This window comes from Nocardioides sp. Root1257, assembly GCF_001425175.1.
Lineage (GTDB): Bacteria > Actinomycetota > Actinomycetes > Propionibacteriales > Nocardioidaceae > Nocardioides.
On record NZ_LMDV01000015.1, the window covers coordinates 79,667 to 101,545 of the forward strand.

The following is a 21,879-nucleotide window of genomic DNA, read 5'->3' on the forward strand; positions in this document are numbered from 1 at the left end:
CTCTCCACAGGGGTCAGTCGGAGGAGGTGCTCGAGGCGGCGGCCGGGGCCGGCTTCGACTCGGTCTTGGTCTCCGACTTGGTCTCGGTCTTCGTCTCGGTGGACGACGTCGCAGCGCCGTCGGTCGCCGACGAGCCCGAGCGGGAGTCGGTGCGGTAGAACCCGGAGCCCTTGAAGACGACACCCACGGCGTTGAACACCTTGCGCAGGCGGCCCTGGCACTCCGGGCACACCGTCAGGGCGTCGTCGGAGAAGCTCTGGACCTGCTCGAAGGCGTGGCCGCACTCGGTGCAGGCGTACTGGTAGGTGGGCACGGTTCTCCTTCGATGACTCGGTCGGGCGCTGGCACTCGGCTCCGACGAGTGCCAAGGATACCCGAGACGTCCCAGAGATCGGGCACCGCGATCAGGAGCCGAGCCGGACCATCCCGCCGGGGGTGGCCGCCCAGCCCACCGGCCGGTCGTGCGGCTCGACCGGGACCGGTACCCGCACCTCGGTGTCGTAGAGCAGCACGCAGGTGAAGGTGCCGACCGGGACCCGGCCGAGCACCCGGTCGTAGGAGCCGCCGCCGCGTCCCAGGCGGACCCCCGCGGCGTCGACAGCGAGCCCCGGCACCAGCACGGCGTCCGCGGTCGCGACCGCCTCGGGTCCGAGGCGGTCGCCGGCGGGCTCGAGCAGCCCGAGGCTCGCGGGCAGCAGTCCGTCGGGGCCGAGGTACGTCGCCCAGTCGAGGTCGCCGTCGGGCATCAGGACCGGCAGGATGACGCGCTTCCCGAGCGCCGCCAGTGCCTCCAGCAGCGGGCCGGTGCCCGGCTCGCCGCTCATGGAGACGTACGCCGCGACGGTCGCCGCCCGGCGTACCTCCTGCATCTCGAGCAGGTGTGCGGCGATCGCGCCCGCCGCCGTCACGACGTCGGTCAGCGGGCGACCCCGGCGCTCCGCGAGGAGCTGGTCCCGGAGCGCCAGTTTCGCGGGTGATTGCGTGCGCGCCACGGGGGAAGCCTACGATCGTGAACATGGGTAGTGCTGGCCTTCAGAAGGCACGCGACAAGATGGCTGCCGCCGGAGTGGACGGGGTCGCTGTCGACACCTTCGCCCACTACTACCGGCTGCTGGAGCACGGCGAGACCGGGATGATCCCCGAGGCGTCGATCGACCCGGTCGACATGGAGTCGCTCTCCGACGTCGTGGTCCCGGACGCCGACGGCGCCGCCGCGGTCCGGGCGACCGCGGTCATCAAGCTCAACGGCGGCCTCGGCACCTCGATGGGCATGGACCGCGCCAAGTCGCTGCTGTGCGTGCGCCGCGGGCTGTCCTTCCTCGACATCATCGCCCGCCAGGTCCTGCACCTGCGCAGCGAGTACGACGCGCCCCTGCCGCTGATCTTCATGAACAGCTTCCGCACCTCGGCCGACACGATGGCCGCGCTGGCGCGCTATGAGGACCTGCCGGTCGAGGGGCTGCCGCTGGAGTTCCTGCAGAACAAGGAGCCCAAGCTGCTGGCGAAGGACCTCAGTCCGGCCACCTACCCCAAGGACCCCGACCTCGAGTGGTGTCCGCCCGGCCACGGCGACCTCTACACCGCGCTGCGCGGCACCGGGCTGCTCGACCAGCTGATCGAGGCCGGCTTCCGCTACGCGTTCGTCTCCAACTCCGACAACCTCGGGGCGGTTCCGGACGCCCGCGTCGCCGGCTGGTTCGCCCGGTCCGGTGCGCCGTTCGCGATCGAGGCGGTCCGCCGTACGCCGTCCGACCGCAAGGGCGGCCACTTCGCGCGCCGCAAGTCCGACGGCCGGATCGTGCTGCGCGAGACCGCGCAGACGCTGCCCCAGGACCAGGAGGCGCTCGCCGACCTCGACCGGCACCGGTTCTGCTCGACCAACAACCTCTGGTTCGACCTGGTCGCGATGCAGAACGAGCTGGACCGCCGCGACGGCATCCTCGGCCTCCCGCTGATCCGCAACGTCAAGAACCTCGACCCGAGCGACAAGTCCACCCCCGAGGTGGTCCAGATCGAGACCGCGATGGGTGCGGCCGTCGAGGTGTTCGAGGGCTCGCAGCTGATCGAGGTCGGTCGCGACCGCTTCGTGCCGGTGAAGACCACCAACGACCTGCTGGTGCTGCGCTCCGACGTCTACGACATCGGCAAGGACTTCGTGCTCGACCAGGTCGCCGTGGAGATCCCGTACGTCGACCTCGACGCCCACTACTACAAGCTCGTCGGCGACTTCGACAAGCGCTTCCCCGAGGGGGCGCCGTCCATGCGGAAGGCGCAGTCGCTCACGGTGGCCGGCGACTGGACGTTCGGTCACGGCGTCCAGGTCGTCGGAGACGTCGAGCTGTCCGCGACCTCGGCCAAGCGGGTGCCCGCCGACTCCGTGCTCTCGACGGGCTCGGATGCCTGAGCCACGATCCGTCGCCGAGCACCGTGCCCGCATCCTCGAGGCGATCGAGCCGCTGACCGACTTCCCGCAGCCGCTGATGGATGCCCTCGGGCTCGCGGCCGCGGAGGACGTGGTCGCCGAGGTGGACCTGCCGTCGTTCGACAACTCGGGGATGGACGGGTACGCCGTGCGCGCCGAGGACGTCGCGACCGCGAGCGGCGAGTCCCCGGTGCACCTGCCGGTGGTGGGGGAGATCGGTGCCGGCCAGGGTGGCCTGATGGCGCTCGCTCCCGGCACCGCGGCCAAGATCATGACCGGCGCTCCGGTCCCGGCCGGAGCGGACAGCGTCGTGCCCTACGAGTGGACCGACCGCGGCGTCGCGCAGGTGCGCATCGACCGCGCGTCCTCGCCGGGCCAGCACGTCCGGCCCGCCGGTCAGGACGTCTCGGTCGGCGACGTGCTGGTCTCCGACGGCACCGTCCTCGGGCCACGCCACATCGGGCTGCTCGCGGCCGCCGGCCGGGCCACGGTCCGCTCGCGGCCCCGCCCCCGGGTCGTGGTGATCTCGACCGGCTCGGAGCTCCGTGACCCCGGCACGCCGCTCGGCCGGGACTCGATCTACGACGGCAACTCCTTCCTGCTCGCCGCGGCCGCGCGCCGGGCCGGCGCCATCACCTACCGGGTCGGGATCGTGCCCGACGAGCCGCGCGCCTTCCTCGACGCGCTGCACGACCAGCTGGTCCGCGCCGACATCGTGGTGACGAGCGGCGGCGTCTCGCAGGGCGACTTCGACGTCGTCAAGGAGGCGCTGCAGCCGCTCGGGACGGTCTGGTTCGGGCCGGTGGCGATGCAGCCCGGCAAGCCGCAGGGCTTCGGCCACGTCGGCGATGACCGGACGCCGATCTTCACGCTGCCGGGCAACCCGGTCTCGTCGTACGTCTCCTTCGAGCAGTTCGTGCTGCCCGCCATCCGCAAGCTGATGGGGCGGACGCCGTACGCCCGGCCGACGGCGCCGGCCCGGCTCACCCACGCGGTGTCGTCCCCGGACGGGCGCGAGCAGCTGGTGCGCGCCGAGTACGGCGTGGGCGCCGGCGGCGCCTACGCGACTCCGGTCGGTGGACACGGTTCCCACCTGATCGGCGATCTGGCATCGTCCAACGCGCTGGTCGTGGTGCCCGCCGACGTCACCGCCGTCGCGGCCGGCGAGCAGGTGCAGGTGCTGAGGCTCGACGAGGAGTTCTGATGGCCGAGAGGTTGACCCACGTCGACGAGTCGGGCGCCGCGCGCATGGTGGACGTCTCGGGCAAGGAGGTCACCGCCCGGACGGCGACGGCGTCGGGCCGGGTGCTGGTGTCGTCGGACGTCGTGGCGCTGCTGCGCGGCGAGGGCGTGCCGAAGGGCGACGCGCTCGCGGTCGCGCGGATCGCCGGGATCATGGGCGCCAAGCAGACCCCGGCGCTGATCCCGCTGTGCCACCCGCTGGCCATCTCCGGCGTCACCGTCGACCTCACGGTCGCGGACGACGCGGTGGAGATCAGCGCGACCGTGCGCACCAGCGACCGCACCGGCGTGGAGATGGAGGCGCTGACGGCGGTCTCGGTCGCGGCGCTGACGGTCGTCGACATGGTGAAGGCGGTCGACAAGGGTGCCGTGATCAGCGACATCCGGGTCGAGACCAAGACGGGCGGCAAGTCCGGGGACTGGAGCCGGTGATGATCACCCCATTCGAATGCTCGCTTCGCTCCGCTTCGAACAGGGACCCCGAAAAGTGAGCTCCCTGCGGGGCGAGGTCGTCGTCGCCTCCAACCGCGCAGCGGCCGGGATCTACGAGGACGAGACCGGTCCGGTGATCGTCGAGTTCCTGACCGAGCTGGGCTTCGTCGTCGACGCCCCTCTCGTCGTCCCGGACGGCGAGCCCGTCGGCGAGGCGATCGCCGCCGCGATCACCGGCGGGGCCCGCGTCGTGCTCACCACCGGCGGCACCGGCCTGACGCCGACGGATCGCACGCCGGAGATGACGCGACCGCTGCTCGACTTCGAGGTGCCCGGCATCGCCGACGCGATCCGCACGTACGGCGTCACCCACGGCATCCCCACCGCGGTCCTCTCGCGGGGCCTCGCCGGGGTCGCGGGCAGCTGCCTCGTGGTCAACCTGCCCGGCTCGAAGGGCGGCGTGAAGGACGGTCTCGCGGTGCTGAGGCCGATCCTGGTGCACGCCGTGGAACAGATCGCCGGAGGCGACCACAGGCGGAGCGTGGGGAGCGATCATTGAGTCGCGGCTGGCCGGCCCGGCTCCAGTCGGGTGACGTGACGGTCCGGCCCCTGGCCGCGTCCGACGCGCGGGCCTGGCGCGATGCTCGCCGGCGCAACGGTGCCTGGCTGACCCCGTGGGACGCGACGGTGCCACCCGGCGCGGACGGCCGGCCGTCGACGTTCGGCAGCCTGGTCCGCCGGCTGCACCGCCAGGCGCGCGCGGGCACGACGTACCCCTTCGCGATCGAGGTCGACGGGCGCTTCGCCGGTCAGGTGACGGTCAACAACATCGTGCGCGGCTCGGCGCAGTTCGCGTCGGTGGGCTACTGGATCGACCAGCAGTTCGCCGGGCGCGGGGTGATGCCGCGCGCGGTCGCCCTGGTGATCGACCACTGCTTCACGACCGCCCGGCTGCACCGGATCGAGATCGCGATCCGTCCCGAGAACTCCAACTCCCTGCGGGTGGTGGAGAAGCTCGGACTGCGGGAGGTCGGATACGCGCCGAGGTTCCTGCACATCGACGGCGCGTGGCGAGACCACCGGCTCTACGCCGTCACCGTCGAGGAGTGCCCGGAGGGCATGCTCGCCCGGTTGGAGTCCCAGCAGTCACACGAGTGAATTTGCGACACACCTGTGGACATCCGAAGGTCCATGAGGTAGCGCCCATAGCCTCGTCCTCGTGGACCTGAGTGCTCTGATCTTCGTCGCCGTGGCCGTGGCGTGGGCCATCTACCTGGTTCCGATGGCCCTCAAGCACCACACCGAGGTCAGCCGGAGCCGGTCGGTGGACCGCTTCTCCGACAAGCTGCGCGTGCTCGCGCGCCGCGAGCCCGTCGACAAGAACACCGCGCGGCTGGTCACCGAGAGCAAGATCGAGAGCAAGGTCGAGATCCGGTCGGAGCTGACGGTCGAGGCCCCGGCCCCCGTCGCCGCTCCCGAGCTCACCCCCGGGCAGCTGCGAGCCCGCCGGGCCGCCGCGAAGCGTGCGACCAAGCGCCGGCGCAACGTGCTGGCCGTGCTGCTCGCCGCCACCCTCGTCGTCGGCGTCGTCGCCGCGTTCTCCGTGATCGCCTGGCCCTACGTCGCCATCCCGGTCGGTCTGCTCGTGGCCTGGCTGGTGGCCTGCCGGCTGATGGTGAAGGGGGAGCGCAAGGTTCTCGCCCCGACCACCCGGATGCCCGCCGAGAAGCCCGTCGAGGAGGAGCAGAAGGTCGAGGCCACCCTGCCCGCCACCCAGCCCGCCGCCGAGGTCGTCGACGACGTCGACCCGATGGAGGACACCTCCGCCGGCATCGCGGCGATCGTGGACCCGGCGATGTGGGACCCGGTGCCGGTCACCCTCCCGACGTACGTCACCAAGCCGGCGGCCACCCGCCGCACCGTCCGCACCATCGACCTCGACTCGACCGGCGTGTGGACCTCGGGTCGCACCGACGCCGACGCGCAGCTGGCGCGGGAGGCCGACGAGGCGGACAAGGCGGCCCGCAAGACGCGTCGCGACGGCGACGACCAGCAGGCGGTCGGCTCCTGACGGACGCCCTGCGCCTCTCCCGGTCCCGGACCTTCCCGGTCGGGGTGGCCCGTGCGTTCGACGCGGTGCTGCCGCTCCCGCTGCCGCAGCTCTTCGACCGGCGGTACGCCGCGCTGCCCGCGATCCGCGAGATCCGCGAGCAGGACGGCGAGTGGGGCACCGTCGGCCAGACCCGCACCATCGTGCTCGCCGATCGCAGCACCATGCGCGAGACCCTCGTCTCCGTCGAGCGACCGGCGTCGTTCGGCTACCGGATCGACCAGGTGCACGGCCCGCTGCGCCCGCTCGCGGCGTCGATCGACGGACTCTGGTCCTTCGAGAAGGCCGGCACCGGCGTCCGGATCACGTGGTCCTGGACGGTCCACCCGTCGTCCGCGGCGACGTCGCTGCTGATGCCCGCGCTGGGCCGGATGTGGCAGGGCTACGCCCGCCAGGCACTGGAGAAGCTCGAGCTCCTGCTGGTCTCCTGAGGCTCCGGTGGGCCGATTCGGTGGGCCCGGATCCTGGGTGCTAACGTTTCCGTCGCACTGGGGCTGTGGCGCAGTTGGTAGCGCGTCTCGTTCGCAATGAGAAGGTCAGGGGTTCGAATCCCCTCAGCTCCACCAAACCCGCTGGTCAGGGCCCATCCCGTCATCCCGAACAAGGAGGACGAGATGGGCTCTCCGCGTTTACTCCGCACATTGACCGGTCACCGACCGTTCTCATCGCCGCGTCTCGGACGAGGTCGATTGCCCTTGGTCGGTCTCGTGCACCTCGGGGTCATGATGAACTCGCATGCCAAGACGGCACCCGCGCAGGACCCTCCGACCGACCCAAGTGACCAGGACGACGGCGCCGGCTCTGACTCCGGCACGGCCGGCTCGGTCAACTCGGTGGTCGAGGGCGTCCTGACCCTCTCGCAGCTCTGTGCGCAGCTCGAGGTGAGCACGCAGACCATCTACGACCTGCGCTGCCAGGGCCGGGGACCGCGTGGCTTCCGGGTCGGGCGCGAGCTCAGGTTCCGAGCCAGTGAGATCGACGCCTGGCTGTCTCGCCTGGAGCGCGAGGACGAGCTCCGACATCGCACCGGGGGCCGGTGATGGGGCGACCACGGACTCCGGTCGGGGCCTACGGCGTGATCACCGTGCGTCGCCGGGGTGACCGCACCGTTGCCGAGACTCGGGTGCGTGACGCCGACGGTCGCATAAGACAGGTCCGCGTCACCGCCTCCAGCGCCTCGCGGGCACGGACCCTCCTCAAGGAACGGCTGCTGGACCGACCCACCTTCGTCGGCGGCCGGATGCTGACCCCGCAGAGCAGCTTCACCTCGCTCGTGGAGGCCTGGCTGGTCGATCTCGAACTCCAGGAGCTCGCTCAGAACACCAAGCAGAGCTACCGCGATCAGGTGCGCCTTCACGTCCTGCCGGCGTTCGAGCACTTCACGATCACCGAGATCACCACCGGGCGCGTCGAGTGGTTCCTCAAGTCGCAGGCGAAGACTTCCGCCTCGAGAGCGCGACAGTCACGGACCATGCTCAACCTGCTGTTCGGTTTCGCTGCCCGGCACGACGCGATCGCACAGAACCCGGTCACCGGAACCTCGCCCTTGCGGCGGACCAAATCGCAGCCAACCGCTCTCACGCTCGAGCAGATCGCAGCGATCCGCGCGGCTGCGGCGGCTTGGCGGACTGAACCTGGTCTCGCTGGCCCGAGGCCCGACGGACAGGTCCGCGACATCATCGAGGTGCTGCTCGGGACCGCGATGCGGCCCGGCGAAGTGCTCGCTCTCCGCCCCTGCGACGTCGAGGACCACTCGGCCGGGATGGTCGTCACCGTTACCGGAACCATTGTGCAGCGCAACGGGCGTGGAGCAGTCCGGCAGGACCGGCCCAAGTCCGAGTCATCGATCCGTTGGATCCCCGTTCCACACTTCGCAGCCGACGTCCTGCGGCGCCGACTCCCGGGGGTGGCGCGGGAGCGGACCATCTTCGCGAACCGCACTGGTGGTCCACTCAGCCCCTACAACGTACGGCGCACCTTCCGTGAGTTCCTCGCTGACGCCGGTCTCGCCGACTCAGGGATCAGCCTGCGCTGGTACCGACGCACGGGGGCGACGATCATTGCCCGTGGCATCGGAAGCGACGCCGCAGCGGCCTTCCTCGGCCACTCCTCGGCGGCAATCACCGAGGGTCACTACATCGAACGCGACCGAACAGTCGACCACGCGCCCGCGCTGCACCTGGAGCGCACCCTCCGCCCGCTCGAGCCCGACGGGTCGCTCCTAGCCCAGCCCTCCGCGGCCGGTGAGGCTGAGCTCTTGAGGTCCGTCGACCGGGAGAGCGACGAGGTTGCATAGCGTCGAGCCGAAACTGCGCTTCTATCAACACACGTACCAACTGACGCGCGTTGACTGCGCGTGCCCAAGGCATTCCATCCTGACCAACGCGGAGCTGCGCCACCGTCATGGTGTCGCGGATGTGCGCCGGGTTCGCTTGGACTGCGGCAGGAGATCCCTCAGGTGTTCAGGATGGTGCTCGCCAGGTATTCGTGCGGCCGTGATGTGGCGGTCCTCCCAGGACATCAATTGATCAAGCCGCCAACGATCCGGATGACTCACTGTCGGTGGCGGCACGAGGCTTCGATCCTTGAGGTTCTGGTATCCCCTCGTCTTGCCCCAGCCGTAGCGTCGCATCACGGCACGCGCGTCGAGGAACACGTGCTTCGGATCCAACTCCGCCAGCGTGTCGATAGCCGGCGGGTCGGCATCGGTCCGCCGCATTGCGATACCTCCTCGATACATCGGTCGCTAGATCACAGGCTTTGACGAATCTGCTGTTGCTGCCATGAGCTCACCTGATCGACACATCACAGTCGCGGGGCGGTCCCGCGGTCGCGGGTCGCCGCCCGATGAATGAGTGCCGCGTGGAGGTCAGCGCGCGTCGTTCCCGGCGCAGCCGGGGGTCGGTTGCGACCCGTCCACGGACGGAGGCTGCGGACTGTGTCGACGAGATCGCGATTCTGCGTGGGGTCAACCGGGGTCATCTGGTCCCGTGAGAGGGGAACGAGGTCGTCGGTCTCCGCAGGGCGGGGGAGTCGAGCTCGTTGTGCGAATGCAAGCTGTGTGATGCCGTCCTCGATGACGTCGCTCATGTGCCGATCGAGGCGGTCGAAGAGCAGCTGGAAGCCACCCAGGACCCGCGGCTCCACAACGGTGTCCGCCGGCAGGCTTCGAAGACGGGCGACGGCGTTGCCGCCTTCGGCGGCCGCAGCCGCGCCGCCGGTGCCGAGGAGGCCGCTGATGCTACGGAACTGCCGTTGGAGCGTGGCATAGGTGTCGGCGCGGGTGTCCCAGTGGTCTGCGAGCCGGCCGTCGATCCGGCCGGCGAACGGCGCGAGGTGGTGCGACAGGAGGCGCTGGGAGTCGATCACGTAGCGCAGGTTGATCGTGCTCGGGAGCGAGCGCCCCAGTTTTGCGACCAGGTTGTGCTCCGCCTGGAGCACGCCGAGGATCCCGGGTCTCGGTGGTCCCGGTATCGGCTTGACCGGCGGATGCCAGCCGAGCCGGTCCACGGTGTAGTCCGGCTGACCGAGGCTGACGTCGAGTGCTGCGGCGAGGGCGGCCCACCCCAGGTGGCCACTCTGCTTGAGAAACTGCCATTCGGGGGTGTCGCTGTGGCGCTGGTCGAGCACGACTAACGCCTGGACGATCGCGGCGACGTCGGCCACGACAGCTTGGGCCTGCGGTGCGGTCATGGTCGCCGCGATCGCGGGTGCTGTGTCGTGCTCAGCCAGCACTGCGGCCTTGGCGACATCGCGCCAGAGCTCCACATGTGGGTGCCCGGTCGGTACGGTGAGCTGCTCGACGGATGCGCACCGTGACGTATCGCCGGCGAGGGCCACGTCGATGGAGCGAGCGAGCTCTCCGGCCGGCGAGGCGCCGGCGCCTGCCACAGCGGCGCGGAACGGATTGGACCGCCTGGGTGGTTGATTGACGAACGTCATCGGGCTGACCGACTCGAGCGCTTGCCCGCACCATGTCAGGACGCTGTGACGGTACCGGCGGACTTGGTGCCCGGCCGCCGCCCGCTCCGCGATCGAGTCGCCGAGCCGGTGCTGTACCCGGTGCTGACGCAGCAACTCGGCGAGCGCGGTACGCATCGCGGCGCCGGTCTCGGCGTACATCAGCCGGCACCCTGACCGACGTCTGCGGTGTGGGCGTCGAGAAGCATCCAGCAGATGAGCTCGACGCTCAGCGGGTCGACCCCGTGACGGGTCAGATTCGCGATGGCGACGATGGCGAGCTCGAACCACAGATCGCGATCCACAGCCGCGGCGTCGGCGTAGTTGTCGGGGCTCTGGTCGTCGTGGAGACGGTCGAGCTCGATGAGTACGTGCTCGTAGGCCGAGGCGGCGTTCTCGTCGGCTGCGTGGTCGGCGAGCGCGGCCACGTAGGTGCGAGCTAGCGCCACGGAGCGTGCGTGTCCCAGTTGGATGGTGACCTCCCCAGATGGTTTGTCTGCATGGTCGGGCGGATCAGTAGACAACGGGTGCGTCGTCGAGGCTTGTTGTGGACAGACCGCGCGCGGGCGTGCCGGGAGCGGCGGAAGGGGTCAGCCGAGTAGCTGCTGGTCGACGCTCTCCTGAGCGCGTCGGCGGCTGAGCAAGTCGGCGCGGACGAACTCTTCGAAGTCGGCCGTCCGATCCTCGATCATGACCTCTACTCCCGGTGCCTCCAGCGTCTCTCCGGGCCACCCGGTCTGGCGGGTGGGGCGGTCCCGGTCCAGCCGGGTTCCGCAGACGGAGACCCACTCCCGCAGCCGGTGCCGCGCTTCGGCGAAGTCCCGCATCCACACGATCGGTGCCGACGGCGACGCCACTTCGTCGTAGCAGGCCAGGAAGTGCAGATGTAGAGCGGACAGCTCCCAGATCAGCTCGTCGTGGCGGTGCCAGTGCGGCGGCACGATTGACGGCGAGAGCCCGAAGGACGTCTTGAGCCACAGCACGAACCGATCGAGATCGCGCCATTCGACCTCGGCCTGGTCTGCGTCGAGGACATTCCAGTTGATCGGCCCAGGTGGCTCGTCGCGACTGATCGTGATCGACATCGCCGACACCGGGTCTCAGAAGCCGATGGCCGGGTCGGAAGGCTCGGCGGCCGGCTGCGGGGCAGTGGGGGCCAGCCGGCGGCGATGGACCTCGTAGGCGGTCTTGTTGACGTTGTGGCCGATCTTGCGGGCCACGAATTCCTCCTTGATCACACTCCCGCCCTCGCGCTCGACCTCGTACTCGTGGACGTAGCCGCTGGCCACGAACGAGTCGCCTCTTTTGAACCGCGCGTAGAGCTCCCGGGCCGTGCTCTCGAAGGCGACCATGTCGTGGTAGGACGGGTCGAGCTTGGTGAAGCTGCCGTCGACCTCCTTGTGCCAGTTCTCGACGCCGACACGGAGTCGGACGTACTCTGCGCCGGCGGTAGTGAAGTGCAGATCTGGGTCGGTTGCGATGAAGCCTGCCAAGCTCATCTGGGTGGGAATGCTCATGAGAACCCCGTGTCTTACGCGACCCCTGATTGGCGCCGCTCTCAACCGATAGGTGCGGCGTCTTTGACAGCGGTCGGAAGAGATGCGCAGAGCTCGTGGTGCGGTTCCCGACTGGTTGAGCGTCGGACGTTAACCGCGCTTCATGTACTTGCGCAGGCGCCTCGCGGTGTCCTCGGCTGAAGTCTGCAGGGTGTCCTTGTCGGCGCCGGCGTTGCCGAGCAGGGCCGCCACTTGTTGGTCTTCCGGGTTGAACAGGGGGAGCGTCTCCCATCGGCCGAGCGCGCGGCCGGCAGCTATGCCCAGTGCGATCGGGTCCGAGCTGACGAGCAGCAATTGTGCTGTTGCCTCCTCGGCAGGCGTGTTGTCTGCGACCAACTGGCGAGCTGCACGTTCGAGCTTCGCAACCGTCCGATCACGGCGGGTCACAGTGTGCGCTCATTGGCGCCCAGCGCGGGTTGCCGACCGGCGGAATCGCCGAACCAACTCGCATGATCCGGGTGGACGTCGGAAGCCATCGTGGCCTCAGACCTCGACCACGTTCGCGGTGATCGATGCGACCCGCAGGCGCTCGATGTCTTGGACCGCCGCCGCGCGTGTGAGGTAGCCGTCGTTCTGCGCGAGGACCTCGCCGTCCCAGTTGCGCAGCACCCACCGATGACCCGCGCCGCTTCGGGAGACCTCGAAGACGGCGACGACGCCCGACATCATTCGGTGCCGTCCTTCGCGCAACACCGTCGCGCGCCAGGGAGGTGCTCGGGGAGATCGGCCATCACCGAGAGCGCGGGCCGGTCCGGGTCGATCCAGACCTTGGCGGCGCCAAGGTTGATCAGCGCGACTTCGACCGCCGACAACACCCCGTCCAGGACTCCGACCTGGAGCCCGGGCGGCAGTGTCAACACGTGAACGGTCCGCAACTCTCCCACTCTCGAAGTTCTTCAGGTGCTTCGACCGACTCGACCGGTGACCCCCCGTGCGAGTAGTTCGCAGTCACGGCCGAGCATCGGTCGCCGGCCGGTGGTCCGATCCGGCGGCCTGTCGACGGCCTCTCCGGGTCTCGGGACCGGCCGACGAGGCCGTCGACATTGAGACGGAGGCTAGGGCCGTTGACTCGGCGGTCGGCTGGTGACCGGCCGGTAAGAGACCCACCTCATAGGGGCAGGGGGTGTCCGGTAGAACAAGTTCGTGCGGTGGACCAGCCTGCTGGTCGGAGATGGTCCTTCGAAGTGCGACGCGAGCACTCCAAAGGTCCGGCGAAGAGGCAGCTTCGCAGCGAGGGATGAGACCTGGGCTGGCTCAACGGTGCAGAGCGTCGTGGACGATTCTCGGGTCTCCAGCGGGGTCGAGCGGACGGTAGCGACGGAGGAGGACGACGTCGCTGGAACCTGTTCCTGGCCCAGACATCCGCTGTGGGTTGAGTCACCTACCCATCGGTTACCGCGCCGAGTCTGGCTACCGTCAGGGACGTCGGCCGGCAGCGTTCGGGAATGCTCCCTCCCAGGATCCCGCGCGCTCTTCCGCGGTCGACGATGCCCACGCTGGAACCGGAAAATTTCCCACATCACCGGCCCAGCGAAGGCGGTGGTGGCCTCGCGTCGGCCCGGCAGGACGACGCGAGGTCACCGCGTTTGTTCTCGAGACCTGACTGGCCGATCGGCTCAGGGTGCAGCGCGGCATCCGCGTGCTGCTTCCTTGTGCGGCCTGACTCGGGCGTGTTCCGGTCGTCCCTTGGGTCGAATCGCTCTGCGTGCTGGCTTGTGCCCCGTCCACCTCCCCCGAGTGGACAGGGCACAAGCCGGTGAGAAGGTGGCGACGACCCCGACCTGACAACAAGGTCCTACGGGGTCGTCGCCGGACTGCACTCGCACCGAACCTCAGGGATTTGGTTCGAGCCTGCGCAGCCCGCCGACGCCGGCCCCTTTTCCGCGCGGGGGCACGGCCCCCCGGCTACCGGCGTTGGCAGCACTCGACGTTAGGGGTCTGACAAGACCAACCCGCGAGTAGGTGGTGTACGCCACACGCGAGGTCTGGGCCAGGAACCTGTTCCAGTGACGCCAAGCTCCGCGGGCACTAACTTCTCCCTGACCCCGCCGGTGACCCGAGACGCCGGCGGGGTCATCCATCTCGGGAGAGCTCGTGACTTGTCCGGCCGTGATCTGCGATCTGCCTCAGACGACATCGCTACCGGTTCGCACGAAGGCAACCTGTCGCTACTGCGGTCGCCACTGGCGTCTCCGACGCAACCTCTTCGACCGAGAACTCGAATGGGTGTCGACCGATCACATCTGGCCCTGGTAGCGACCTGCTCGACGCTGCGCGATCCCTACCCAACCTCCCAATAACGCACGCGGCGCGGCGTTAGACAGAGGGCCGACCGTCGTGGAACCAATCCTCGGGCTGAATGTTTGAAGTCGCAGGGGGGCCTTTGGCGGCGGAATGACGCGCCTGATCATGAGATCAAGCGGGCGTCCCGGATCTTGCCGGCCGGCCATCTGTGCGGGCGCGTGCGGGTCTGTAGCCCTAGATGAGGTGCAGACGCTGGTTCGCTTTCACCCACTGATACGCAGCGATATTTAGCATTCGTGTTCTCCGTAGCCCGGCGGCCGGATCTGTTGCCTTTCCCAACATTCAGCACTGCCGCCCGTGGGTAGCGCCGGTTATGCAAGGGTGTGGAACGCATCGGCACAGGTGCTTCCAGGTCTCGGGTTGAACTTTCAGGCGGGTTTGCACATGGCACGTGTGGAATCGGGACCTTGGACGCGTTTCGGCCCGGAGTTTTCAGCCGTTGTGGACGGTTTCGTGAATGAGGTCGAGACGCTGGAGTCCGACGTCATCATCGCAACCGCACGGAAGGCCGTATGCCTACTGGACGCTCTGCGGCGTTCGGGTCGGTTGCGGACGAACAAGCCGATTGTGTCGGACCGCGTTCTCGACATGGACTTGGGCTGGCTGAAGGGCAAGAGCGTCGGAATAGTTGACGAGCTCATCATTTCGGGCTCGACGCTCTATCACGCGCGAAACAAGTTGCGTCCGTTCGCGAGCAAAGTGGAGCTGCGCGCGGCCGCGGTAGATAGTGAATGGTGGAACCCGACCCTGGTGCAGCCGGGCGGTAGTTACGCTCGGATGAACCATGAGGGATGCCTGCAGTTCTCGCGGCATGTGGTGCTCGCGCTGGGGTTGTTGCCGCGTACCTACAACCTGGACTGGCCGCTGGTCGAACTGAAGGCCACAGGTGCGGCCGAAGTGCAGGCGTTGATTGAGATGTCTGGGTTCGATGTCGCGCCGGCCGCGAATCGGTTGCAGCGTGAGTCAAACATTCGGTCTTACACGTTTGAGGCTGAGTCGCACATCCGGTCGATGTTGGACGAATCCTTCGACTGGCACGTGTCGAAGGCTGTGGACCTGTTGAAGGTACGCGTGATGTTGGACCGGCGTCAGAGTCGTAGTCGGGTCCTTCATGCGGTGCCGATGGCGGTCCTGCGGCGACTTCCGGTGGCGGATGTGAATTTGATGTTCGACACGGTTGTCGCTGGTTTGGGGTACTCGCCGGAGGCGTACGCGAAGGACTTCAAGACGCCGGAGAGTCGGCTGCGGTTGGTCCAGCACACAATCGCGGCGCGGCTGGGTCGCATTTGGTTGGAGCAGTACAACATGCACGCCGGGATGCGGTTGCCGTGGAGACCCTCGGAGGTTGAGGCCGGCTACCTGTTCAGTCCGCCGACGGTGGGCTTGGCGATGAACGCTGCGCGCAGTATCGAGCCGCTGTTCGCGAAGTACCACGCGTCGAGCTCGCGGCCGCGTAACGAGCGTGTGGAGCACAAGGAGTCGCTGCAGTTGCGGCCGTCGTCGTCGACGAACCGTGATCTGGCGCAACTTCAACTGACTCACCCGTTCTTAAACATGTTCCAGGGTAAGGAGCAGAAGGCGCGAGAATTGCTGCGCGATGAAGGAGCCAAGGCGTTCGGCAACCCGCGGTACAAGGCCATCCTGGCTCGTCTCAACGCCGGTGTCACGGTCGCTCAACTCGGGCGGCTGCTAGAGCGCGGCCAGGTCGGCATAGATGCAGACGAACGACAGCGCACCATCTCCCAGTTCATCGACCTGGCAGTCGATGAGGGCATCGCTGTCCCGGTGACCGTCCAGTCGGGCAACTCGCTGGTTCGGGCATACCGTCACGGTGAGGACGTCACGTTCGGTGAGCGTGAGTTCTACATTGCGAAGATGTTCTTCGACCAGATTTTCGCGACCGCTGGCGATGTTGAACTTGGTCGAACGGACACTGAGAAGTTCATCTCCATTCTGTTGCGTGCTGGCTTGGAGAACAGTGTATTTGAGCCTTTCAGCGGACGCCTCGGGCACGGGAGGGCCGGCCCGAGGTGGGACAGGCACGGCGTCGTCGCTCGCGCCAACTCCAGCACCATGTTTACCAACACCGACGGGGAACGCCTCAGCAGTGTCTTCCTTGCCAAGGGTGTGTTGAAGAAGGGCGAGAAGGGGAGGTACGCGCCGGGCACGATGGTGCCGTCGGACCCGGTTGATCAGAAGCACCGGAGCAGCGTGCTGTTCCTCGCTCAAACTTTGGGCAAGGTCCGGTACGGGCGCAAACCGCTCCTGACGTCGTACGAGCTCGCGCTTTTCGCCTCCTGCGGTCGCCTTCCCGACCTCATCAAAGCTCTCGCCGCCGAGGTGCATATTTGCCTGCCGCTCGTTGAGCAGTTCGCATCAACACTGCGAGGGAAGCCCACCCTGCGTAGCGCCGGCGCACGCGCCATTTCCATCAGCGGGTTCGAGGAAGCTTCCACCAGCGGCATCCAGAAGTACGACGCCTACACCAGCGGACTCCTTACCGAAATCCACTCACGCGTAGCGAAGTCACTCGAGAAGGACCTCCTCGAGTTCGAGACGTGGAACCAGCTCGGGTCGACCCTCCTCGGCACCGAACGCGACACCGTAGACAAGCAAGCCGAACGCCTCGCCGAGCGCCTCGACGGGTGGGTCCGCGTCGTCACCATCGCCTCAATCTTCGGCACAATCGCCGCCCGCCTCGCCGACGGCAAGGGCTACCACGCCGAACTTGAACTCATAGACGAGACCATCGCCAACGCCCGCACCCCACGCGCCCTTGGAAAACTTCCCGCCTGGTGGAAATCGAACCGAACCCGGGTTGCTGGCCGCTCCATCGACCCAACCGAACTGGCCAAGGTCGCCGCCGAAACTATCGACGAACACCTCCCCTTCGGCCAGCAACTTCTCGACGAAGCGGCCGCCCGGTGCGACCACACTGGAGAGCTCCGCAAAATTCGCACCTTCCAAGCCGCCCTTGTCATCGTTGAACCCGGCGTATCCGATCAAGCCCAAGCTGGCATCTCTGATGACCTCATGCGGTACATCGGCAACGCGGTCGCACGCGTCGGGAACATCACCAAGAACGCCCGCGGCATCAGCGTCCCTGCCACCATCGCCGACGAAGGAGCACTCGTCGTCGCAGACGGAACCGACTCCGCAACACTTCTCGGCGACGTTGCCGTCGACGTCCTTCAGTACGCCGACGAGAACGGGCACGACATCAAACTTGCGCTCGTGCCGCTCTATCTCGGACACGAGCGACTCTTCCACGGCCGCGACAACCCCGAGTACTACGGGCACGTCTTCTTCGACCGCACCCGAGCCCTACGCCACGCGATGAAAGACGACGCCCGGTTCCCCTACCGCACTCTCGCCATCATCGAACCGCCCACCCAGACCCAACGCACCAGCAGCGTCATCGAGCACATCGGCTCACAATTCCGCATCACAGGCACCGCCGACCTCGACCCCCTCCCCGCCACGCCGGGCCAATCCCGACGTGGAATCGAAGCTTGGACACACACCAACGTAAGGATTCAGACCATGGCCCGAGCAAAGTTCGACGTTGGCATCATCACCGTCAAACCTGTTGAGACCCGAGCCATGCTCGACGCGCTTCGCCAGCACGGACCCCTTGACGAGTTCGTACACAACGACGCAACGATCCGTACCGGCCACATCAAGACCAAGGACGGCGCTATCCTCACCGCCGCCGTCATCCAGTGCCTCAATCCGAATTCGAACTCGGCCGCTGTCGCCCTCGAGTCCCTAATCGCGGCTGCGCCGCCGAGCATCGTCGCTCTCGTCGGAATCGCCGGCGGCTTCCGCGACAAGGTTGAACTCGGCGATGTCATCATCGCCACCCAAATCATCGACTACGACCAGCGCAAGACCACCCCGACCGGTTCCGAGTGGTCGGGTGTCGCCCACATCGTCGACGCCCGCATTAAACGAGCCCTCGAAGACTTCCAGATCGAGCACGGCGAACCCGCCGACCTCGTATCCGGCAACGGCGCCTACCAGGTCCACGCCGAACCGCTCGGCACCGGCGGCGCGGTCATCGCCGACGGTGAAGCCATCGAACGGGAGCGCCTCGAGTACTTCAACCGCAAGACCGCCGGAGTCGAAACCGAAGCAGCAGGCATCGCGCAGTCCTTCTACGAAAACACCTCCCGCCCCGGGTATCCCGGCGGCTACCTCGTCGTCCGCGGCGTTTCCGACTTCGCTGACGAAACCAAAGACGACTCCAAGCACAAGGTCGCTGCTGAGAATGCAGCCCACGCTCTCGTCGACCTGGTTAGCTGCGGTCACGTCAAGCCAAGCTGACTCAAAGTGGCCCAGAATGCGTGCAGCCCCGGCGAAACCCGCCGGGGCTGCATCCGCGATCTCGCGGAGCCTCTGGGCTCCGTCGGGGGCGCAGATGGCGCAAGGCGTGGACCCTCACGGGCCACCGGAGCTGGACTATTTCAACCAGCACCACGTTCTTCGTACAGTGCGGAACCGCTCGCACCGACCAAAGGTCCGGAGGTCCGGACCAAGCGGCAGTTTTCCATTGATCCCGCTGCTCCGTCAATTCCGCCGGGCCTCCCAGAACATCCAGCGCCGAGCAACAAGCCGGTCCCGGCATGCTAGGTGTGCCGGGACCGGAAGTCAGGTCGTACGCGGAAGCGCGGCGGCTTACCTCGCTGCTCAGGCTCGGTCGCACGTCGTGGCTCCGGACAATGAGCCAGACGGTGCGCGCTAGCCGAAATGACCCGTGCCGTCCGTCAAAGACCTCGGCGTCTGACTGCCGGCATCTGTCGGTGCTGGTCCCTAGCATCTGTACTCCACACGCCGACGCGAGCTGAGGGTCGATGGGTAACCGAGGACCAAAGAAGTTCACCGAGAGCCAGCACAAGGGGCACGCCGGCATCGGTCTGATCCACATGCTCATCTCGGAGATGGGTCATGAGTGGCACGACCGCGTCGTCGACGTCGGCATCGATGGAAGCATCGAACTGCGCGATCCCTCCAACGGGCAGATGTCGAACCAGCACGTCCTGGTGCAGTCCAAGGCGTCCGATGAGAAGTTCCGCGGCGAGACTGACGACGGGTTCTGGTACCTGTGCGATGAAGCGGACATCGAGTACTGGATGAAGTCCAAGGACAACCCCGTCATCCTCATCTGCTCCCATCCGAAGGAGCGGAAGGCATGGTGGGCGCATGTCCAGCCGTGGTTCGAGGTCCCGGCCAACCGGGCGTCACGACGTATCGACTTCAACAAGGCCACCCAGGCGTTCGACGGCGACTTCACCGGGAAACTGTTCGCGCTCGTCGACCCGCACGGCGTGGCCCACACCCCTGCAGCCGAGTTCAAACACGAGAAGCTGTACACGAACCTCTTGCCCGTCGACCCACCCGACCTGGTCTACGTTGCGAAGACCAAGTACACGAGACCTGGCGCCGTGTACGCGGCTCAAAGAGACTCCGGGCTCGACTTCCGAAACGACTTCGTCCTCAAGAACGGCAAGATCTACATGTGGGGCTGCCCCGAAGGCACCTCGTTGGAGAAGGTCGTCGCGGAGAGCGCCAAAGACCTCTCGTTCGGTGAGCTGGCAGGAGGAGACGCGGACGCGCAACGTCTGGCCGTCTGGTTGCTCAAGGCCGCGCTCCGACATGACCTTCGAGCCGACTGCAGGTGGAACAACGACCGTAAGTTTCTCCACCTGCGCCCGACCCGCGACCTCACCATCCGGCGCCTGGAGTCGCTCACCGGCCGCGAACGCATCGCATTCAACGGCTACTACCAACGCAAAGACGACCCGTCCAAGCCGCAGTTCTATCGACACGCAGCCCTGAGGCCGCACTTCTCACAGGTCGACGAGGAGTGGTTTTGCGAGGTTGTTGCCGACTACTTCTACACAGAAGACGGGTACTCCGAGTACAGGTACGCCGACAAGATGCTCGGCAAGATGAAGCGTCTCGAGAAGAACGCAGCGCGGCTCGGCGAAACGCTCATGTGGATGCGGCTCCTCATAGGCGAAACCAAGCCCGACCTGTTCTACGAGGCACCCGAAACCATCCTGTACTTCGGGCCACCCGTCACGTTCAACCTCGACCGAGGCATCACCGACAAGAACTGGCGCGCTGTAGACGGCACAGGCGACGACTCTGACCGCGACCTTGAAGACCTCGACGCACTCGACGGCGCTCTCAAGGAGCTCGACGAAGACCTCACCCTGCTCGACGAGCTCGAAGGAGCCGACTTGTGAGGGCCACATTCATCGACGAACCGCTCCTGGAGTTCGCCGGAGGTGGCCGCCACATCGATCCCCGACACGGGGTCTGGGACTACGGCCCTGCCGACATCAAAGACCCGACCCCGCGGGTAGTGAAGGCAGCGATCATCGGGACCCAGGAGTCCATCGACGGCGCCACAGCGTGGTTCGACAGATGCAGCCTCGGCCTCGGTGCAATGAAGGACACCCACCTGACCCGGCTCTATATTCCGTTCCCCGGGTTCGACACCACCCACGGGTTCCGCTCTACGATCAACTTCACGCCCCGTCTCACCCGAGCAATCCCGAAGCGCGAACTCGACGCACTCGACGGACTCCATCCCCGACAGGCAGTCGCTAAAGCCGTCGGACTGTACGACGCCGAACTTCAAGCCCTCCACGACGAACCGTCGTGCGACGTGGTCATCGTCTGCCGACCCGACAACCTCAACGACGCGGCCCTCTCCAAGGCACCACGGCCCGACGAGTCCGAAGTTGACGGTTCCCGAAAAGATGGCCGCGAGCCGTACTTCATCGCCGACTTCCATGCCCTGCTTAAGGCCAGGTCGCTCCGGTACAAGCAGCCCATCCAGATTCTTCGCCGCAACACGTGGGATCCTCTGTTCAAAGATCCGCGGACAGGCAGGGCCGGCGCCAACCAAGATGAGGCCACCCGCGCGTGGAACATTCACACCGCCCTCTACTACAAAAATGGCGGTGTCCCCTGGCGCCTTCCGCGAGACCCGACCGACCTCACTTCATGCTTCATCGGCATCGCCTTCCACAAGTCGGCCGACTCCAACCTCCACACCTCCGTCGCACAGATCTACAACCAGCGAGGCGACGGCATCATCGTCCGCGGAGGCCCCGCCACGATCTCCAAGGAAGACCGCCAACCCCACCTGAGCGAAGCAGACGCTCAAGAGCTCCTTCAAACGGCACTCCAGCGCTATCGCATCGAGCACCGAAACGCCCCAGCGCGCGTAGTGCTCCACAAAGCCAGCAACTACACGGCCGCCGAACGCGCTGGGTTCAAACAGGCAGCCAACGCCGAGCGTCTAGATGTCCTGGAGATGCTCTGGCTCACCAACTCCGAACAGACCCGCACCTACCGCAAGGGAGTCCAGCCGCCGCTCCGCGGGACGTTCCTAACTCTCGACGAAGGACGGTACCTTCTCTACACCTCAGGTGCTGTGCCCTTCTACGAGACCTACCCGGGGCACTACATCCCGCAACCTCTCGGAATTCGCGCGGTCGACACGGAGTCCAGCCCCGAAGCACTTGCCGCGGAGGTGCTCGCGCTTACCAAGATGAACTGGAACAACACGATGCTCGGCGAACGCGACCCGATCACGCTGCGCACAGCGAGGACCGTCGGCAACATCCTGCGCCACCACGGCACTGACGCTCCAGTGTCCGGCAGGTACGCGCACTACATGTAGCTCGGAGGCCGACCCCACAACCGAGTGGCCGCAAGACCGCGCGCGCATCGTCCCAGCGTTGGGTGCGCTCGCAGAAACTGAATCCGTAGACCGGCTGTCGTGGACAAGGACTCGCGTCATAGTGGGCGCATCGATGCGCCTCGAGACATCCAGG

Annotated in this window: 22 protein-coding genes and 1 tRNA gene; 13 read left to right on the top strand and 10 right to left on the bottom strand. The window is 67.1% G+C overall.

What is annotated here, in order from left to right; translation table 11 throughout:
• Positions 1-13 precede the first annotated feature (13 nt).
• Positions 14-313 carry an FmdB family zinc ribbon protein gene (locus ASC77_RS25415; protein WP_056159992.1) on the bottom strand — a complete coding sequence of 100 codons (300 nt, stop codon included), beginning with the start codon at positions 311-313 and terminating at the stop codon, positions 14-16.
• Positions 314-404: 91 nt separating this feature from the next.
• Positions 405-992, bottom strand: a complete 588-nt coding sequence (locus ASC77_RS25420; protein WP_056159996.1) for a 5-formyltetrahydrofolate cyclo-ligase — start codon at positions 990-992, stop codon at positions 405-407.
• A gap of 23 nt (positions 993-1,015) precedes the next feature.
• Between ASC77_RS25420 and ASC77_RS25425 the strand changes: the two genes are divergently transcribed.
• From ASC77_RS25425 to xerC, 10 genes are all read left to right on the top strand, one after another.
• Complete coding sequence (locus ASC77_RS25425; protein ID WP_056160000.1) at positions 1,016-2,404, top strand: UTP--glucose-1-phosphate uridylyltransferase; 1,389 nt, start codon at positions 1,016-1,018, stop codon at positions 2,402-2,404.
• A complete protein-coding gene (glp, locus tag ASC77_RS25430; protein ID WP_056160003.1) occupies positions 2,397-3,626 on the top strand; it encodes a gephyrin-like molybdotransferase Glp in 1,230 nt (409 codons plus the stop codon). The genes ASC77_RS25425 and glp overlap by 8 nt, the downstream gene beginning before the upstream one ends.
• Positions 3,626-4,096 (top strand): cyclic pyranopterin monophosphate synthase MoaC, encoded by a 471-nt coding sequence (moaC, locus tag ASC77_RS25435; RefSeq protein ID WP_056160006.1) that lies wholly within the window; start codon positions 3,626-3,628, stop codon positions 4,094-4,096. The genes glp and moaC overlap by 1 nt, the downstream gene beginning before the upstream one ends.
• Before the next feature lie 64 nt (positions 4,097-4,160).
• Positions 4,161-4,655, top strand: a complete 495-nt coding sequence (locus ASC77_RS25440) for a molybdenum cofactor biosynthesis protein B (protein ID WP_235548005.1) — start codon at positions 4,161-4,163, stop codon at positions 4,653-4,655.
• 35 nt (positions 4,656-4,690) lie between these two features.
• Positions 4,691-5,254: a GNAT family N-acetyltransferase gene (locus ASC77_RS25445; RefSeq protein WP_056160011.1), complete on the top strand. Its 564-nt coding sequence runs from the start codon at positions 4,691-4,693 to the stop codon at positions 5,252-5,254.
• Between the two features lie 61 nt (positions 5,255-5,315).
• On the top strand, positions 5,316-6,167 hold the full coding sequence (locus ASC77_RS25450; protein WP_056160014.1) for a hypothetical protein: 852 nt from the start codon (positions 5,316-5,318) through the stop codon (positions 6,165-6,167).
• Between the two features lie 8 nt (positions 6,168-6,175).
• Positions 6,176-6,637 (top strand): SRPBCC family protein, encoded by a 462-nt coding sequence (locus ASC77_RS25455; protein WP_414813217.1) that lies wholly within the window; start codon positions 6,176-6,178, stop codon positions 6,635-6,637.
• Positions 6,638-6,696: 59 nt separating this feature from the next.
• Positions 6,697-6,772, top strand: a tRNA-Ala gene (locus ASC77_RS25460).
• 156 nt (positions 6,773-6,928) lie between these two features.
• On the top strand, positions 6,929-7,246 hold the full coding sequence (locus tag ASC77_RS27050; protein WP_162260721.1) for a helix-turn-helix transcriptional regulator: 318 nt from the start codon (positions 6,929-6,931) through the stop codon (positions 7,244-7,246).
• 35 nt (positions 7,247-7,281) lie between these two features.
• The gene (gene xerC, locus ASC77_RS25470; protein WP_162249860.1) at positions 7,282-8,502 is read left to right on the top strand and encodes a tyrosine recombinase XerC; all 1,221 of its coding nucleotides are present in this window, start codon (positions 7,282-7,284) and stop codon (positions 8,500-8,502) included.
• A 105-nt stretch (positions 8,503-8,607) separates the two neighbouring features.
• Here the strand turns inward: xerC and ASC77_RS26390 are convergent, their stop codons facing one another.
• The 8 genes from ASC77_RS26390 to ASC77_RS25505 all read right to left on the bottom strand — a co-directional run bounded on the left by ASC77_RS26390 (position 8,608) and on the right by ASC77_RS25505 (position 12,579).
• The gene (locus ASC77_RS26390; protein ID WP_082575322.1) at positions 8,608-8,925 is read right to left on the bottom strand and encodes a hypothetical protein; all 318 of its coding nucleotides are present in this window, start codon (positions 8,923-8,925) and stop codon (positions 8,608-8,610) included.
• Positions 8,926-9,011: 86 nt separating this feature from the next.
• Positions 9,012-10,328 carry a hypothetical protein gene (locus ASC77_RS25475; RefSeq protein WP_056160022.1) on the bottom strand — a complete coding sequence of 439 codons (1,317 nt, stop codon included), beginning with the start codon at positions 10,326-10,328 and terminating at the stop codon, positions 9,012-9,014.
• A complete protein-coding gene (locus ASC77_RS25480; RefSeq protein WP_235547986.1) occupies positions 10,328-10,615 on the bottom strand; it encodes a hypothetical protein in 288 nt (95 codons plus the stop codon). Before ASC77_RS25480 ends, ASC77_RS25475 begins: the two co-directional genes overlap by 1 nt.
• Before the next feature lie 141 nt (positions 10,616-10,756).
• A complete protein-coding gene (locus ASC77_RS25485; protein WP_156391291.1) occupies positions 10,757-11,251 on the bottom strand; it encodes a hypothetical protein in 495 nt (164 codons plus the stop codon).
• Between the two features lie 15 nt (positions 11,252-11,266).
• Entirely contained in the window at positions 11,267-11,683 is a 417-nt protein-coding gene (locus tag ASC77_RS26905) for a single-stranded DNA-binding protein (protein ID WP_056160026.1), read from the bottom strand.
• Positions 11,684-11,812: 129 nt separating this feature from the next.
• On the bottom strand, positions 11,813-12,109 hold the full coding sequence (locus tag ASC77_RS25495) for a hypothetical protein (protein ID WP_156391292.1): 297 nt from the start codon (positions 12,107-12,109) through the stop codon (positions 11,813-11,815).
• Positions 12,110-12,205: 96 nt separating this feature from the next.
• The gene (locus ASC77_RS25500) at positions 12,206-12,388 is read right to left on the bottom strand and encodes a YegP family protein (protein ID WP_056160033.1); all 183 of its coding nucleotides are present in this window, start codon (positions 12,386-12,388) and stop codon (positions 12,206-12,208) included.
• Positions 12,388-12,579, bottom strand: a complete 192-nt coding sequence (locus ASC77_RS25505; protein ID WP_156391293.1) for a hypothetical protein — start codon at positions 12,577-12,579, stop codon at positions 12,388-12,390. The genes ASC77_RS25500 and ASC77_RS25505 overlap by 1 nt, the downstream gene beginning before the upstream one ends.
• A gap of 1,900 nt (positions 12,580-14,479) precedes the next feature.
• On the opposite strand from ASC77_RS25505, the gene ASC77_RS25510 reads away from it, so the two are divergent.
• The 3 genes from ASC77_RS25510 to ASC77_RS25520 all read left to right on the top strand — a co-directional run bounded on the left by ASC77_RS25510 (position 14,480) and on the right by ASC77_RS25520 (position 21,725).
• On the top strand, positions 14,480-18,352 hold the full coding sequence (locus ASC77_RS25510; RefSeq protein WP_162249861.1) for a hypothetical protein: 3,873 nt from the start codon (positions 14,480-14,482) through the stop codon (positions 18,350-18,352).
• Positions 18,353-18,879: 527 nt separating this feature from the next.
• Entirely contained in the window at positions 18,880-20,277 is a 1,398-nt protein-coding gene (locus tag ASC77_RS25515; RefSeq protein WP_056160041.1) for a DUF4365 domain-containing protein, read from the top strand.
• Entirely contained in the window at positions 20,274-21,725 is a 1,452-nt protein-coding gene (locus tag ASC77_RS25520; RefSeq protein WP_056160044.1) for an argonaute/piwi family protein, read from the top strand. Before ASC77_RS25515 ends, ASC77_RS25520 begins: the two co-directional genes overlap by 4 nt.
• The last annotated feature ends 154 nt before the right edge of the window (positions 21,726-21,879 follow it).